Below are 15774 nucleotides of genomic sequence, written 5' to 3'. Positions count from 1 at the left end.
TCCCCTCCCCCTTGTGGGGAGGGGTTAGGGGTGGGGGTGGTGCCGCGTAGAGCATTGCGGTGCCTTCTGCACCACCCCCGGCCCCTCCCCACAAGGGGGAGGGGAGGTGCTTCACTGATAGATGTTGATTACTGCAGCAGCTGGAACTTGCCGTCCTTCATCACCAGCACCACCACGCCCGAGGTATCGGCCGGGTCGCGGCTCTCCGAGAAGGCGAAGGGGCCCATCACGCCGGTATACTTCACCTTGATCAGCGCATCCTTGATCTTCTCGGAGTCGGGCGCGCCGGCCGCATCGATCGCCTTGGCGACGATGTGCAGGGTGTCGAAGGCCTGGGCCGCGAACTGGTCGGGCAGGTCGCCGCCGTACTTGTCCTTGAAGGCGTTGACGAAGGCCTGGTTGGCCGCGTCCGGCTTGCCGATGAACCACGGGCTGCCGACCAGCGTGCCGTCCGCCGCCTTGCCGGCGATGTCGCCGAGCTTGGGCGAGTTCAGGCCGTTGCCGCCGATGAAGAACACCTTGTCGGGGATGCCGAGCTGGCGCGCCTGGAGCTCGATGCCCGAGGCCGCCTCGACCAGCGCCGACAGCACGATCGCGTCGGGGTTCAGCGCCTTGATCTTGGTGAGCTGGGCGGAAAAGTCCGAATCCTTGGCGCCGAAGGTCTCGGTGGTCAGGGTCTCGATGCCGAGCTTCTCGAGCGAGGCCTTCATCACGTCGTAGGCCGACTTGGTGAAGGCGTCGTCGTTGCCGTACATCACGGCGACGCGCTTGATGCCGAACTTCGCCTGCGCTGTCTTCAGGGTGACCGGGATGACGTCGGATTCCGGCAGCGAGGTGCGGAAGACGTAGGGGCCGATCGCCGTGATGCCGTTGGCGGTGGTCGAGGTGCCGACGATCGGCACCTTGCGCTCGTTGGCGACGGGACCGGCGGCGAACATCTCGTTCGACAGGGTGGGGCCGAGGATCAGCGGGACCTTGTCGCGGCCGATCAGCTTGCGGGCGGCGTTGAGCGCCTGCTCCTTGGCGCCGGCCGAATCCTCGTAGGCGAGGGCCAGCGGACGGCCGCCGAGCACGCCGCCGGCCTTGTTGATGTCGGCGAGCGCGAGGTCGAAGCCGCGCTGGATCGCGATCCCGTAGCGGCTGTTCGGCCCGGTCAGGATCTCGATCGCGCCGAGCTTCACCGGCGTCTTGTCCTGCGCCAGCGCGCCGGTCAGGCCGCTTCCCAGCAAAGCCGCCGCGAGCAGCACTCTCCTCGACATCGACCGCATCCCGGTTCCTCCTCGCATCCGCTCTTCTGGTTTAGGCCGCATCGGCGCCGCGCCCGCGGCGGGAGCCGAGGCCCGGACCGTCGCGCCGGACGGACGAGAGCGCCTTAAAGCACTGGACCACGGAGGTAAATCGTTTCCGGCGGCCTTCCCATGCGCGAACGGCCCCGCCGAGGGGCGAGGCCGTCGTGGCATGCGGCGAAAGGATGATTCTCAGAGCGCGCGGTCGAAGCGCAGCTCGCCGGCCTGGCTCTTGATCACCAGCTGCGAGCCGACGAGGTCCCACTGGCCCGAGGTGCGCAGCGCGGTGAGGAACTGCATCTCGGAGGCGCCGACCGCCTTGTCGCAGCTGCGCTTGGTCAGCGCGAGCGGGCCGACCGCGAGGTGCTGCTCCTTGAGCGGGAAGGCGGTCGCCGCGAAGGTGTTGCAGCCGCCGAAGCCGCGGGCGCGGTACTGCTTGTCGATGATGAAGCTCGGACGGTCGGCCCCGGCGAAGGGCTTGCCGTTGAGGCTGACCGCGGTCCAGGTCGAATCGAGCGGGAAGACCTTTTCCTGCGCCTTCATCGGCGGGATGTATTGCGGCTGTGCCGCCTTGTCCCGGTTCTTCTGACCGTAGCCTAGCATGTTCTGGGCCGAAGCCTGCGTGGCGGACGCCAACAGCGCGACGGCACCGGCGGCCAGCGCAACCTGCATCGCCTTCATCGCATTCCCCATTGCATTGTCGTGTTGATCGCGGACCGTAGAGAGGGCACCCCGCGCCTGCAACCCTGGGCGCCGGCGCGGATGGCCCGGATCGGCATCTTGCCGACGACTGTTGCAATTATGCGGCAAGCTTGGCCGTAATATGGCACGTCTCGCGAAAGCTTGTGGGTGTGGCAACGAAAGCGGGGCGCCGCCGTTAGCCAGGACGGCGCGGCCCCGGGGCACGGGGCCGCGGAGGATCCACATCGAGCCAAGGACGGGCGTTCAGTGAGCGGCGGAGACGACATCACGGCGGCGCAGCTGCGCCGGGGGCGGGACCTGCTGGGCTGGTCGGAGGACGATCTGGCCCTGCGTGCCAACGTCGACGCGCAGAGCATCCGGCAGTTCGAGGCGGGCCAGTACCCGCCCTCGGCGCAGCAGCGCGCGGCGATCCGCGGCGCCCTCGTCGCCGCGGGCGTGGAGCTGACGGACGGCGCGGCCCCCGATGCGCGCCTGCGCCCGGACGACGCGCCCGACAAGGGCATCCCGCCGAGCGAACTGACGACCGAGAACGACCGGTAGACGACGACCGACAGGCCTGCCGCGCGCGGCGTCAGCCCAGCGCCAGCGCCTTGAGGTCGAAGCCGGGATCCGCCGCCTGTTCGGGGGTCGGGCTCCGGCCCGTCTGGAGCAGGCGCCGGGCGACCATGTGGTCGGCCGGGCGGTTGAGCGATTCGACGCTCGTCAGCCGCCCGTCCCGGTAGCGGAAGACCGAGACGCCCGAACCGGGTCCGCCCCGGCGCACCGCCTCGTCCTGCGGCCGGGACAGGCCGGCGATCTGGAGCTTGAGCGGGCCCTGGTCGCTCCAGAACCACGGCACCGCCGTAAAGGCGGCGGGCCGGCCGGCGAGGCGGGCGGCGACGCAGCGGGCCCCGTCGACGGCGTTCTGCACCGATTCGATCCGCACCCGCGCGCCCTCGGCATGCGGCGAGGGGAAGCTGGCGCAGTCGCCGATCGCCGAGATGGCGGGATCCTCGGTGGCGAGCATCGCGTCGACCGCGACCCCGTTCTCGACCCGCAGGCCGGCCGAGGTCGCCAGCGCGTCGTTGGGGATCACCCCGATGCCGACGAGGACCAGGTCGGTGGCGACCTCGCGCCCATCCGCCAGCGCCACGGCGCGGGCGCGGTCCGGCCCGACAATGCGCGCGACCGCGTGGCCGAACAGGAACCGCACGCCGGCCGCGACATGCGAGGCCTCGATCAGCGCCGCCATCTCGGCGGAGACCGCGCGGGCGAGGGGACGGTCCAGCCCCTCGATCACCGTGACGGCGATCCCCGTCTGGGCGCAGATCGCCGCGAATTCGAGCCCGATGAAACCGGCCCCCACCACCGCGACCGACCGCACCTCGGCGAGCGCCGCCTTGAGGGCGTCGGCTTCCGCGAGCGTGCGCAGCTGGTGGACGCCGGGCAGGTCGGCGCCGGGCACCGGCAGCGGGCGGTTGCGCGCGCCGGTCGCCAGGACGAGGTGGTCGTAGGGCAGCGCCTCCCCCGAGGCGAGGCGGAGGCGGCGATCCGCCCGGTCGATCCCGACCGCCCGCTTGCCGCCGCGCAGGGTCAGCCGGTGCTCGGCGAAATAGGCGTCCGGCCGCAGGGCGAGGCCCGCCGCGTCGGTCTTGCCGAGCATGTAGGCCTTCGACAGGGGCGGGCGGCCGTAGGGCAGGCCCGGCTCGTCGCCGACCAGGGTCACCGGGCCGGCATAGCCGCCCTCCCGCAGGGAGGCCCCGAGCTGAAAGCCGGCCTGGCCGGCGCCGACCACCACGATTCCGTTCATCACACGCCCTTATCCCGGAGACCCCGGTGCCGTCGAGCTTGGGGCTGCGCGGCCACGGGGATGTCCCGTCGCCGCAGGCCTGCCAGCCGCCGCAGGTCTACCAGGCGACGCAAGTCTACCAGGCGACGCAGAGCTTGCCGAAATGGCTTCCGCTCTCCTGGTGGCGGAAGGCCTCGGGCAAGTCGGCGAAGGCGTAGGTGCGGTCGATCACCGGGCGGATCCCGGTCCGCTCGAGGGCCGCGACGTAATCCTGCTGCTGGCGCCGGCTGCCGACGATCAAGCCCTGGAGCCGGGCCTGCTTGGCCATCAGTGCGGAGGTCGGCACCTCGCCGGCCCGCCCGGTGAGCACGCCGATGAGGGCGATGTGGCCGCCGACGCGGACCGCCTCGATCGACTGCGCCAGGGTGCCGGGGCCGCCGACCTCGACGACGTGGTCGACGCCGCGCCCGCCGGTCCAGTCGCGCACCTGCCGGCCCCAGTCGGGCTGCGTGCGGTAGTTGACCGTATGGTCGGCGCCGAGCGCCCGCACCCGTTCGAGCTTGGCGTCGGACGAGGAGGTGACGATGACCGCCGCCCCCATCGCCTTGGCGATCTGGAGCGCCGCGACCGAGACGCCGCCGGTGCCGAGGGCCAGCACCGTATCGCCGGCCTTGAGACCCCCGTCGCCGACGAGGGCGCGCCAGGCCGTCAGGCCCGCGGTGGTGATGGTGGCGGATTCCGAAAAGCTCCAGCCGCGCGGCGCGTGGGTGAAGGCGCCCGCGGGGCGGACCGCATGGGTCAGCGCGAAGCCGTCGACCCCGTCGCCCGGCACCTGTGCGAAGTTGCCGACCGGCGTCTGGGGCGGCCCGTCCGGCCAGTGGGGGAAGAAGCAGGAGACGACCCGGTCGCCGGGCGCGAATTCGGTCACGCCCGCGCCGACCGCCTCGACGGTGCCGGCCCCGTCCGACATCAGCACGCGGCCGTCCGCGGCGGGGGAGCGCCCGCTCGCCACCAGCAGGTCGTGGAAGTTGAGCGAGGTCGCCTGGATCGCGACCCGGATCTCGCCGGGGCCGGGCTGCCCGGGATCGGGCCGCTCGGCGATCTCCAGGCGGTCGAGGCCGCCGGGGGTGCGGACGACGAAGGCCTTCATGCTGTCCTCCTGGCCGGTCGCGCCGCCGGAGCGGGGAACGGGGTTCGAGCCAGGGAAAGCTAGTTCATGGGCCTGGGGATTCGAGCGGGGGGCTGCGGATTTCGCGGTGCCTGCATCCCCTCCGCGACCTCATCCCGCGCTGCGACCAGCGGGGGCCTCGACGGAGGTTGCGGGTGGGACGGAGGCCGAAAGGAATTGCCGACAATGGCCTCAATGCGCCGTCGCCGCCAGCACCGCCTCGGCCCGGATCTCCTCGGTGAGCTGCGCCTTCAGCCGCGAGAATTCGGGGCTGGTCTTCACCGTGTAGTGGCGCGGATGGCCGAGATCGACCGGGACGTCGGCCTTGATGCGGCCGGGCCGGGCCGTCATCACGATCACCCGCGAGGCCATGAAAATCGCTTCCTCGATGTCGTGGGTGACGAAGATCACGGTCTTGCGCTCGCGCTCCCAGATGCCGAGCAGCAGTTCCTGCATCAGCCCGCGGGTCTGGTTGTCGAGCGCGCCGAACGGCTCGTCGAGGAGCAGGATGGCGGGGTCGTTGGCGAGCGCCCGGGCGATGGCGGTGCGCTGCTGCATGCCGCCGGAGAGCTGCTTGGGGTAGTGCCCTTCGAAGCCGCGAAGCCCCACCTTGTCGATATAGGCCGCGACGATCTCGCGGCGCTGAGGCGTCGGCACCCCGCGCTCGCGCAGGCCGAAGCCGATATTCTCCTCGACCGTGAGCCACGGGAACAGGGTGTAGGACTGGAAGACCATGCCCCGGTCGGGGCCGGGGCCGCGCACCTCGCGGCCGGCGACCCTGACCCGGCCGGCGCTCGGCCGGTCGAGCCCGGCGATGATGCGCAGCAGCGTCGACTTCCCGCAGCCCGAGGGCCCCAGGATGGTGATGAAGTCGTTCTTGGCGACCGTGAGGTCGGTGGGGGAGAGGGCCTGGACGGGCTTGGCGCCGCGGTGGCCGGGGAAGACCCGCGCCACGCCCTCGACCGCGACTTCGAGACTGTCCCGCATCAGGCGAGCTTCCAGGGAAACAGGAGCCGGTTGGCCGCCTTGAACAGGAAGTCCGAGACGAGGCCGATCAGCCCGATGACGATGATGCCGAAGATGATCTGGCCGGTGGCGAGCAGCGCCTGGCTCTCGATGATCATGTGGCCGATGCCCGAGGACGAGCCGATCAGCTCGGCGACGATGACGTAGGTCCAGGCCCAGCCGAGCACGAGGCGCAGGATCTCGGCGATCTCCGGCGCGGTCGCCGGCAGCAGCACCCGGCGGATAATGCCGGCGTCGCTCGCTCCCAGCGTGTAGGCCGCCTCGACGAGGTCGCGCCGGACGTTGCCGACCGCGACCGCGATCATCAGGATCAGCTGGAACACCGAGCCGATGAAGATGACGAGCAGCTTCTGCGTCTCGCCGATGCCGGCCCAGAGGATCAGGAGCGGCACGAAGGCCGAGGCCGGCAGGTAGCGGGCGAAGGAGACGAAGGGCTCGAAGAACGCCTCGACCGGCTTGTAGGCCCCCATCATCACCCCGAGCGGCACCGCGATCAGGGAGGCCAGCAGGAAGCCGCCGACCACCCGGTACACCGTGATGCCGATATCCGACAGGAAGTCGAACCGGGTCAGCAGCAGCCAGCCGTCCTGGACCATGGTGATCGGATCGGCCAGGAAGGTCTTCGGCACCAGCCCGCCGAGCGTCGCGGCGGCCCAGGCCGCCACGAACAGCACGAAGAAGCTCAGGCCCAGAAGAACCTTCGCCGGGCCCCCGACCGGCTGCAGCGGGCGCAAGCCGGTCACTGCACGAAGCGCGGATCGGCGAGGGTGGCGATGTCGGGCTTCTGCCGGATCACGCCGATCTCGAGCAGCAGGTCGGCCGCCTGCTCGGAGAATTTCTGGATCTCGCCGGCGAAGAACGCCTTGTTGGCGGCGCGGTCCTGCCAGCGCAGGAATTGCGCCGACTTGCCGAAGGCCTCGCCGGTCTGCTTCACGTCGGCGCCCATGATCTCGTAGGATTTTTGCGGATCCTTGGCGATCATGTCGAGGGCCTCGAAGTAGCTGTCGGCGAGCGCCTTGGCGGCCTTCGGGTTCTGGTCGAGGAACTCGGGCGTGCAGCCGAAGGTGTCCATCACCATCGGGTAGTCGAGGGTGGTGGCGATGATCTTGCCCGATTGCGGCGCGGCGCGGACCGAGGACAGGTAGGGCTCGTAGGTCATCGCGGCGTCGTTCTGGCCGGCGATGAACGCTTGCGCGGCCGGGCCCGGCTCCAGGTTGACGACCTTCACGTCCTTGAGCGACAGGCCGTTGGCCTTGAGGATCCAGGCCAGCCCGAAATACGGCGCCGTGCCGGGCACCGAGGCCGCGACCGTCTTGCCCTTCAGGTCCTTGACCGACGACACGTCGTTGCGCACGGCCAGGCCGTCGGCGCCGTAGGACTTGTCGAGCTGGAAGATCTGCTTCGTCGGCACGCCGTTGGCGTTCCACACCACCCAGGTCTCGACCGTGGTGGCGGCGCATTGCACGTCGCCGGAGCGGATGGCGAGGTGGCGGCTCGCCTGCGGGATCTTCTTCAGCGAGACGTCGAGGCCGTTCTTCTTGAAGATGCCGGCCTCCTTGGCGAGGGTCAGGGGCGCGAAGCCCGTCCAGCCCGAGAGGCCGACGGTCACCTTCGTCTCCTGGGCGAGCGCCGGCCATGCCAGCGCGACCGCTCCCAGCAATCCTGCCGCAACCGCCTTCATCGTCCCCTCCCGCTCGGGCCTTCCGGTCGAGCCTGTCGTACCGGCGCCCGGCCTTTGTGTATAGACATAATAGCGGGCAGCCTGCCCGCCGATCCGGCACGCCCCGTCGTCACGAGGTCCTGCACCCGAAACCCCGCGCGCGCGTTGTCGGGGCTGACGCAGTGTCATCGGGAGCAGTCGGATGAGCGGAACAACGCGCCCCACCGTGGTGGTGACCGGCGGCAGCGCCGGGGTCGGGCGTGCCGTCGCGGTGGCCTTCGGGCGCCGGGGCTGGAACGTCGGCATCGTGGCGCGGGGCCGGGCGGGGATCGCGGCGGCGGTCGAGGAGGTCGAGGCGGCGGGCGGCCGGGCGCTCGGCTACCGGGCCGACGTCGCCGACCCGAAGGCGGTGGAGCGGGCGGCGGACGCCTTCGCGGAGGAGTTCGGCGGCATCGACGTCTGGGTCAACAACGCGATGGTGACGGTCTACGCCGAGGTCGAGCAGATGACCGCGGAGGAGTTCCAGCGCGTCACCGACGTCACCTATCTCGGCCAGGTCCACGGCACGCTGGCGGCGCTGCGCCACATGAAGGCGTCGGACCGGGGCACCATCGTGCATGTCGGCTCGGCGCTCGCCTATCGGTCGATCCCGCTGCAATCGGCCTATTGCGCCGCCAAGGCGGCGGTGCGCGGCTTCGTCGACAGCCTGCGCACCGAGTTGCTGCATCACCGCAGCCGCATCCGCCTCACCATGGTGCAGCTGCCGGCGGTGAACACGCCGCAATTCGACTGGGCCCGCTCGCGCCTGCCGCGCAAGCTCGAGCCGGTGCCGCCGATCTTCCAGCCCGAGGCGATCGCCGAGGAGATCGTGCGGGCCGCCCACGACGCGCCGCGCGAGCTCTGGATCGGCACCCCGTCCTGGCTGGCGATCTTCGGGGCGCAGGCCGCGCCCGCCCTCACCGACCATTACCTCGCCCGCCACGGCTACCGGGGCGAGATGACGTCGCAGGCCGCCCGGAAGGGCCGGCCCGACAACCTGTTCGAGCCGGTCGACGCCAAGCGCGACCACGGCGCCCACGGCCGGTTCGACGCGCAGGCGAAGGGCCGGGTCGTCGCCGTCGACCCGCTATGGCTGCATCTCGGCCTGATCGCCGCGGCGGGGCTGATCGGCGGGACGGCGCTGGCGGCGGCGCGGCGGAGCGGGCAGCGGGAGACCCGCATCGCCGCCCGCTGAGGCAGCATGGGAAGAACGGCCTCGCGGAACCGGTTCCGCGAGGCTCCCGCTCAGGCGTCCGGCAGCTCGCGCACCACCACGCGGCCGCCCTCGGCCGACAGGGCCAGGCGGCCGGCCTTGAGGGCCAGCGCCTTCTCGCCGAACAGGCCGCGGCGCCAGCCGTGCAGCACCGGCACGTCGGCGGCGCCGTCCTCGGCCAGGGCCTCGAGGTCGTCCACGGTGGCGATGATCTTGGGCGCGACGCGCTCCTCCTCGCAGACCGCCTTGAGCAGCACCTTGAGGAGCTCGACCAGCGCGCCGTTGCCGCCGCTGCGGGCGCGGCCGCGCTCGGGGGTCGGCACCGAGGCGGGATCGCGCGACAGGCCGCGCTCGACGGCGGCCAGGATGTCGGTGCCGGTGCGCGAGCGCTCGAACCCGGCGGGGATCGTGCGCAGGCGCCCCAACGCCTCGACGCTGCGGGGCGCCGAGGTGGCGATGTCGATCACCGCCTCGTCCTTCAGGATGCGCCCGCGCGGCACGTTGCGGGACTGGGCCTCGCGCTCGCGCCAGGCTGCCACCTCCATCAGCACCGCGATCTCGCGGGCCTTGCGCATCCGGCTGCTCAGGCGCTTCCAGGCCTGGTCCGGGTCGGCCCGGTAGGTGTCGGGGGAGGTGAGGACCGCCATTTCCTCGTCGAGCCAAGCGCCGCGGTCGGTCGCGACCAGCTCCTTGCCCAGAGCCTCGTACACCTTGATCAGGTGGGTGACGTCCGAGAGCGCGTAGCTCAGCTGCGCGTCCGAGAGCGGCCGGCGCGACCAGTCGGTGAAGCGCGACGACTTGTCGATCTTCGCCTTGGCGACGTCGTTGACCAGCTGCTCGTACGAGACCGAGTCGCCGTAGCCGCAGACCATCGCGGCGACCTGCGTGTCGAAGAACGGCTGCGGCAGCAGCCCGCCGAGCAGCCAAATGATTTCGAGGTCCTGGCGCGCCGAATGGAAGACCTTCAGCACGCCCTCGTCGCCCATCAGCGCGAAGAACGGCGCGAGGTCGATGTCGGGCGCCAGCGGATCGACGAGCGCGGTCGAGCCGTCCGGTGCCGCGATCTGGATCAGGCACAGCTTCGGATAGTAGGTCGTCTCGCGCATGAACTCCGTGTCGACGGTCACGAAGGGTTGCGTGGCAAAGCGCGAGCAGGCCGAGGCGAGTTCTTCCGTCGAAGTAATCAGCTTCATGGCTCCGGCTATAGCGGAGCCCGCCGTCGAGGGCGAGACGCCGCGAGAGGCCGGCCCCGTGGGTTATGGGGATTGGACGGCGCGGTGACCAAGAATCACGCGGCGCGGGCTTTCCCGGCGGGGCGGGCCGCCTCGGGCAGGGTCTTTTGGCGCAGGGCCGCCGCGCGCGCCCGCCGCGCCGCTTCCGCCCGGCGGGTGAGCCAGTCGAGGATGTTGCGCTCGACCCGCTCGCCGGTGTCGCGGTCGGTCAGGCGGTGGATGCGGTCGGCGCGAAAGCCCCGGTAGCCGTCCCGGTCCCGGTCGGTGCCGCCGACCAGCACCCGGCCCGGGCCGATCTTCAGCTCGTGCGCCTGGAGCCGGCGCACGCTCCAGGCGCCGTTGCCGTCCTCGTAGACGAGCTCGAACCGGCCCTCGATCGGCAGGACGCGCCAGGCGCCGTCCTGGCGTTCCACGAACGCAGCCTGGCGTTCCGGGAGCACCTCGTGATGGTCGGCGGGCATGGCGCGGTCCTCCGGTGGCGTCGTCCGGGCCGCCGCGGGCGCGTCCCGCGGCGGGTCCGGCAGGGTGTCGGGCAAGGGGTCCGGGTGCGGCTCGAACGAGCCGAAAAAGCTGTGCTGATCCATGGGGATAATATAAGAGTTCGCGCTTTGTTCCACAAGTGCGGACGCGCCCTTGCCGCGGCCCCGCGCTTGACTTCGCTCCCCCCTTCGCGAATGGGTGCCGCACGTTTTAGCGTGCGGGTGAACGGCTCGCGCGCCCGGCCTGCCGGCCCGGCCGAGACGGCCGGGATTCCGGCAAGAATTCTGGCAAGAATCCTGGACAGCGAAGACACGCCCATGCACCGCTATCGTTCCCATACCTGCGGGGCGCTCCGCCCGTCCGAAATCGGCGCGACCGTCCGCCTCTCCGGCTGGTGCCACCGCGTCCGCGACCATGGCGGCGTGCTGTTCATCGACCTGCGCGACCATTACGGCATCACGCAATGCGTGATCGACGCCGATTCCGCGGCCTTCAAGGCGGCGGAAGCCGTGCGCTCCGAGTGGGTGATCCGCATCGACGGCCGGGTGCGCCAGCGTCCCGCCGGCACCGAGAACGCGGAACTACCGACCGGCGCGGTCGAGGTCTACATCACCGATCTCGAGGTGCTGGGCGCCGCCGCCGAACTGCCGATGCCGGTCTTCGGCGACCAGGACTACCCGGAGGAGACCCGGCTCAAGTACCGCTTCCTCGACCTGCGCCGCGAAAAGCTGCACGCCAACATCATGCGCCGCGGCGCGATCATCGATTCGCTGCGCCGGCGGATGCGCGAGGGCGGGTTCTTCGAATTCCAGACCCCGATCCTCACCGCCTCGTCGCCGGAGGGCGCCCGCGACTTCCTGGTGCCGTCGCGCCTGCATCCGGGCAAGTTCTACGCCCTGCCGCAGGCCCCGCAGCAGTTCAAGCAGCTGACGATGATCGCCGGCTTCGACCGGTACTTCCAGATCGCGCCGTGCTTTCGCGACGAGGACGCCCGCGCCGACCGCTCGCCGGGCGAGTTCTACCAGCTCGACATCGAGATGAGCTTCGTCACCCAGGAAGACGTCTTCCAGGCGGTGGAGCCGGTCCTGCGCTCGGTGTTCGAGGAATTCGCCGACGGCAAGCGCGTCTCGCCGAGCTTCGTGCGCATTCCCTACGCCGAGGCGATGCTGAAATACGGCGTCGACAAGCCGGACCTGCGCAACCCGCTCGTCATCGCCGACGTGACGCAGGAATTCCTGCGCGAGGACGTGACCTTCAACGCGTTCAAGAACGCCATCAAGGCCGGCGGCGTGGTGCGCGCCGTGCCGGCCCCGGGGGCTGCCTCCCAGCCGCGCTCGTTCTTCGACAAGCTCAACGACTGGGCCCGCTCCGAGGGCGCGCCCGGCCTCGGCTACATCGTGTTCGAGGAGGAGGGCGGACAGCTCACCGGCCGCGGCCCGATCGCCAAGTTCGTGCCGGCGGAGGCGCAGGCGGCGATCGCCGCCAAGGCCGGGCTCAAGGCCGGCGACGCGGTGTTCTTCTCCGCCGGCCCCGAGGCCAAGGCGGCCGGGCTCGCCGGCAAGGCGCGCATCCGCGTCGGCGATGAGTTGGCCCTGTCCGACAAGGACCAGTTCGCCTTCTGCTGGATCACCGACTTCCCGATGTACGAGTGGAACGAGGACGAGAAGCGGGTCGATTTCTCGCACAACCCGTTCTCGATGCCGAATTTCGACCACGAGGCCTTCATGGCCCTCGACCCCGAGGACCACGCGACGATCCTCGGCATCAAGGCGTTCCAGTACGACATCGTCTGCAACGGCATCGAATTGTCGTCGGGCGCGATCCGCAACCATCGCCCCGAGGTGATGGAGAAGGCCTTCGGCCTCGCCGGCTACCCCAAGGAGGTCCTGGAGGCGAAGTTCGGCGGCATGCTGAACGCGCTCAAGCTCGGCGCGCCGCCGCACGGCGGCATCGCCCCGGGTGTCGACCGCATCGTGATGCTGCTCTGCAACGAGCCGAACATCCGCGAGGTGGTGCTGTTCCCGATGAACCAGCGCGCCGAGGACCTGATGATGAACGCGCCGTCCGAGGTGACCACGAAGCAGCTGCGCGAGCTGCATATCCGCCTCAACCTGCCGCAGAAGCAGGGCTGATCGGAGCCGGTGCCCGGTCTCGTCGCGGTCGTCGTCGCGCATGACAGTGCCGGCGTGCTGCCGGCCTGCCTCGCGGCGCTCGCCCGCGAGCACGTCCCGGCGCTCGTCGTCGACAATGCCAGCCGCGACGGCTCGGCGGACCTCGCCGCGTCCTTGGGCGCGCGGGTGCTGCGGCTGCCCCGCAACGAGGGCTACGGCCGGGCCAACAATGCCGGCATCTGGGCGGCGGGCCGCGCCGAATACGCGCTGATCGTCAACCCGGATGTCGAGCTCCAGCCCGGCGCCGCCGACGCCCTGCTGGCGGCGGCCGAGGCCTATCCCGATGCGGGGCTGTTCGCGCCCCGCATCGTCGAGCCGGACGGGCGCTTCTTCTTCCAGCCGCGCTCGCTGCTCGCGCCCTACCTCACCAATCCGGGCGGGCGGCTCCACCCGCCGGAGGGCGACGCCTGCGCGCCGTTCCTGTCCGGCGCCTGCCTGATGGTGCGCCGCGACCTCTTCCTGTCGCTCGGCGGGTTCGATCCGAACATCTTCCTGTTCTACGAGGACGACGACCTCTGCCGGCGCATCGCCGATGCGGGCCGGGCGCTCGTCCACGTCCACGGCGCGGTGGCGCTGCACGGCCGCGGCGCGTCGAGCGCGCCGGAGCGCGGCCGGGTGCGCCGCTCGCGCTGGCATCAGGCCTGGTCGCGATCTTACGTCTCGCGGAAATACGGCCTGCCCGACCCCACGAGTGCGATGCTGGCGACGAACGGGATCAAGGCGCTGCTCGCCGCGCTCGTCTTCCGCCGCTCGGGATGGGAGCGCTACGGCGGTTCGGTCGCCGGGGCCTGGGCCGCCCGCAAGGGCCGCTCCGCGCTGGCGCAGGAGGGCCTGGCCGAGAGTCCGCCGCAGGAGACCGCGCCGTGGTGACGGTCGCCGCCGGCCTGGCCAAACCGCACAACGCCTTCGGGGCGGTCCGGCTGGCGCTGGCGCTCCTCGTCGTGGTCTCGCACGCCTTCAGCGTCACCACCGGCGCCGTCCTCGACGAGCCGCTGGCGCATCTCACCGGCTACACCCTCGGCGAGCACGCGGTGAACGGCTTCTTCGCCGTCTCGGGTTTCCTCGTCACCATGAGCCTCCTGCGGCGGGGCCCGCGCGACTACGTCGTCGCCCGGGCCCTGCGCATCGCCCCGGGGCTCGTGGCGGCGACGCTCGCCGTCTCGCTCGGCCTCGGCAGCCTCATGACGAGCCTGTCCCTCTCCGCCTACTGGAGCGATCCGGGCGTGTGGCGGTTCATCCAAGGCACACTCACCACCTTCAAGAGCAACGCCGCCCTGCCGGGGGTGTTTTCGGAGAACCCGTTCCGCTTCCCGATGGGGACGGTCTGGACGCTGAAATACGAGGTCCTGTGCTACCTGGGCCTGCTGGCGGCGGGGCTCCTCGGGACGCTGCGCTGGCGCTGGCTGTGCCCGCTGCTGGTGGCCGGCCTCGTCGTAGGCCTCGCGCTCGCCGGCCTGCGGACGGGCGAGATGCCGAAGGGCCTCGAAACTTCCCTGCGCCTGCCGCTGATCTTCGCCACCGGCGCGGCGTTCTTCCTCTACGCCGAGCGGGCCCCCTTGAGCTGGCCTCTGGCGCTGGGCGGCCTCGGGCTGGCCGCGCTCCTGCACGGGACCGCCCTCTACCCGCCGGTGCTGTTCCTCGCCGAGGCCTATGCGGTGCTCTGCCTGGGCCTCGTCCCTCCGGTGCGCCACCCGGCCCTCGACCCGCGGGCGGACCTCTCCTACGGCACCTACCTGTACGGGTGGCCGGTGCAGCAGAGCCTGCACGCGCTGATGCCCGCCGCTTCGGCCTGGGCGCTGCTCGGACCGTCGCTGGTCCTCACGCTGGCGGTGGCGGCCCTCTCCTGGCGCTTCGTCGAGCGGCCGGCGCTGGGTTGGAAGGCGCGGCTGATCGGGAAGCGCGCGGCGGCGGACGCGGCGTAGCATTCCGGCCCCCAGGAGACGTCGGCGGTAGCGTCGCGCCGGTCCGCGCGGTACCCTGCCTGCTATGACACGCGGCGACGCCATCTCCCGGCTCCGTGCCCATGCCGACAGTGTGCGGGCCATGGGGGCCACGTCCTTGTTCCTGTTCGGATCGACGGTCCGGGACGACGCCCGACCCGACAGCGACCTCGACCTGTTCATCGACGACGACCCCGAGAGCCGCTTCAACGGCTTCGATCTCGTCGGCATCAAGCTCTTCCTCGAAGACCAGCTCGGGACCGAGATCGATGTGACCACCCGCGACGGCCTCCATCCGCGCCTGAGGGAGCGCATCGAGCGACCGGCGGTTCGCGTTTTCTGACGCCGACGCCAGATCGCGGCTCAGCGCTCGCGCTTGGCTTCGTCCGGCCGGGACACGGCTAGTTCGAGCGCACGGCGGATGAACCGCTGGTACGGCATCCCCTCCTGTGAGGCCGACGCCTTGACGGCATCGAGCAGGTCCTTGGGCAAGCGCATGTTGACGCGCTCCGTTTTGGGCGCAAACTCGAAATGGGCCGGCTTGAATTGCGAAAAATCCAGACCGGACAGATCCTGATCGAGAAAAGCTTCGGCCTCCTCATCGGTGGCGAATTCAGGAACCCTGATGCTCATAGGATGCAATCTCCTTACGGTGCATGTAGCGAGCGCTGATCGGCCGGATCGACGTCTCGTCGCCATACTGCCTGATCGTGAAGGCAACGAAGATCCATCGACCGGCGGGTGTCCGTCCGATGGCAATCAGGCGCTGCTCCGTCGCCGAATGCTTCAGATCCGGCGCGATCCGTGGCTGCCCGCGCAAGGCGTCCTCGATCTCCGCGATCGTGACACCATGCTTCTGGCATTTCTCGCGATTGCCATGGTCCCACTCGATCCTGACCATCGACACAGGCTGCTCCGCCCATGATGCACACAAACGTATGTACAGAGCCAGGGTGGCGCCACAGTTAACGAAATGGGAGATTTCGTCAGGCACGACGCACAGAGGCCCGCCGCTCCGGTGCCGGGCGCCCCAGCTCATGCCCGAACATCGTCCACGTCACGAGCGTCCATGCCCCCCACCCGCGACCC

At 70.7% G+C, this 15774-nt stretch carries 17 protein-coding genes; 6 read left to right on the top strand and 11 right to left on the bottom strand.

Annotated elements, in window-relative coordinates; genetic code table 11:
* Positions 1-128: 128 nt before the first annotated feature.
* Both QR78_RS12160 and QR78_RS12155 read right to left on the bottom strand, forming a co-directional pair.
* A complete protein-coding gene (locus QR78_RS12160; protein WP_244276472.1) occupies positions 129-1259 on the bottom strand; it encodes an ABC transporter substrate-binding protein in 1131 nt (376 codons plus the stop codon).
* A gap of 219 nt (positions 1260-1478) precedes the next feature.
* On the bottom strand, positions 1479-1967 hold the full coding sequence (locus tag QR78_RS12155; RefSeq protein ID WP_048427787.1) for an META domain-containing protein: 489 nt from the start codon (positions 1965-1967) through the stop codon (positions 1479-1481).
* Between the two features lie 267 nt (positions 1968-2234).
* On the opposite strand from QR78_RS12155, the gene QR78_RS12150 reads away from it, so the two are divergent.
* Positions 2235-2528: a helix-turn-helix domain-containing protein gene (locus QR78_RS12150; RefSeq protein ID WP_053220893.1), complete on the top strand. Its 294-nt coding sequence runs from the start codon at positions 2235-2237 to the stop codon at positions 2526-2528.
* A gap of 31 nt (positions 2529-2559) precedes the next feature.
* Here the strand turns inward: QR78_RS12150 and QR78_RS12145 are convergent, their stop codons facing one another.
* From QR78_RS12145 to QR78_RS12125, 5 genes are all read right to left on the bottom strand, one after another.
* Positions 2560-3777: an NAD(P)/FAD-dependent oxidoreductase gene (locus QR78_RS12145; protein WP_048427781.1), complete on the bottom strand. Its 1218-nt coding sequence runs from the start codon at positions 3775-3777 to the stop codon at positions 2560-2562.
* Between the two features lie 115 nt (positions 3778-3892).
* A complete protein-coding gene (locus tag QR78_RS12140; RefSeq protein WP_048427780.1) occupies positions 3893-4906 on the bottom strand; it encodes a zinc-dependent alcohol dehydrogenase family protein in 1014 nt (337 codons plus the stop codon).
* Between the two features lie 210 nt (positions 4907-5116).
* Complete coding sequence (locus tag QR78_RS12135; RefSeq protein WP_048427779.1) at positions 5117-5911, bottom strand: ABC transporter ATP-binding protein; 795 nt, start codon at positions 5909-5911, stop codon at positions 5117-5119.
* Complete coding sequence (locus QR78_RS12130; protein WP_048427785.1) at positions 5911-6684, bottom strand: ABC transporter permease; 774 nt, start codon at positions 6682-6684, stop codon at positions 5911-5913. The genes QR78_RS12135 and QR78_RS12130 overlap by 1 nt, the downstream gene beginning before the upstream one ends.
* 5 nt (positions 6685-6689) lie before the next feature.
* On the bottom strand, positions 6690-7631 hold the full coding sequence (locus QR78_RS12125; protein ID WP_082172083.1) for an ABC transporter substrate-binding protein: 942 nt from the start codon (positions 7629-7631) through the stop codon (positions 6690-6692).
* Positions 7632-7812: 181 nt separating this feature from the next.
* Between QR78_RS12125 and QR78_RS12120 the strand changes: the two genes are divergently transcribed.
* Complete coding sequence (locus QR78_RS12120) at positions 7813-8844, top strand: SDR family oxidoreductase (protein ID WP_048427777.1); 1032 nt, start codon at positions 7813-7815, stop codon at positions 8842-8844.
* Positions 8845-8894: 50 nt separating this feature from the next.
* Here QR78_RS12120 and rnd read toward each other — a convergent pair whose 3' ends face one another.
* Together rnd and QR78_RS12110 are read right to left on the bottom strand one after the other, a co-directional pair.
* On the bottom strand, positions 8895-10055 hold the full coding sequence (rnd, locus tag QR78_RS12115; protein ID WP_048427776.1) for a ribonuclease D: 1161 nt from the start codon (positions 10053-10055) through the stop codon (positions 8895-8897).
* A gap of 95 nt (positions 10056-10150) precedes the next feature.
* A complete protein-coding gene (locus tag QR78_RS12110) occupies positions 10151-10678 on the bottom strand; it encodes a hypothetical protein (protein WP_425284188.1) in 528 nt (175 codons plus the stop codon).
* 213 nt (positions 10679-10891) lie between these two features.
* On the opposite strand from QR78_RS12110, the gene aspS reads away from it, so the two are divergent.
* The 4 genes from aspS (at position 10892) to QR78_RS12090 (ending at position 15028) form a co-directional block, all read left to right on the top strand.
* Complete coding sequence (gene aspS / locus QR78_RS12105) at positions 10892-12706, top strand: aspartate--tRNA ligase (RefSeq protein WP_048427775.1); 1815 nt, start codon at positions 10892-10894, stop codon at positions 12704-12706.
* Positions 12707-12715: 9 nt separating this feature from the next.
* Positions 12716-13615, top strand: coding sequence for a glycosyltransferase family 2 protein (locus QR78_RS12100; protein ID WP_048427774.1), 900 nt, complete (start codon positions 12716-12718; stop codon positions 13613-13615).
* On the top strand, positions 13609-14667 hold the full coding sequence (locus tag QR78_RS12095; RefSeq protein ID WP_048427773.1) for an acyltransferase family protein: 1059 nt from the start codon (positions 13609-13611) through the stop codon (positions 14665-14667). The genes QR78_RS12100 and QR78_RS12095 overlap by 7 nt, the downstream gene beginning before the upstream one ends.
* Before the next feature lie 64 nt (positions 14668-14731).
* Positions 14732-15028, top strand: a complete 297-nt coding sequence (locus QR78_RS12090) for a nucleotidyltransferase family protein (protein WP_048427772.1) — start codon at positions 14732-14734, stop codon at positions 15026-15028.
* Between the two features lie 20 nt (positions 15029-15048).
* Here the strand turns inward: QR78_RS12090 and QR78_RS12085 are convergent, their stop codons facing one another.
* Both QR78_RS12085 and QR78_RS12080 read right to left on the bottom strand, forming a co-directional pair.
* Complete coding sequence (locus QR78_RS12085; RefSeq protein ID WP_048427771.1) at positions 15049-15318, bottom strand: CopG family antitoxin; 270 nt, start codon at positions 15316-15318, stop codon at positions 15049-15051.
* Complete coding sequence (locus tag QR78_RS12080) at positions 15299-15586, bottom strand: BrnT family toxin (RefSeq protein ID WP_048427783.1); 288 nt, start codon at positions 15584-15586, stop codon at positions 15299-15301. Before QR78_RS12080 ends, QR78_RS12085 begins: the two co-directional genes overlap by 20 nt.
* Positions 15587-15774: the final 188 nt, after the last annotated feature.

This window comes from Methylobacterium indicum (assembly GCF_001043895.1).
In the GTDB taxonomy this organism is placed as follows: domain Bacteria; phylum Pseudomonadota; class Alphaproteobacteria; order Rhizobiales; family Beijerinckiaceae; genus Methylobacterium; species Methylobacterium indicum.
This window is presented reverse-complemented; position numbering and strand designations above follow the sequence as displayed.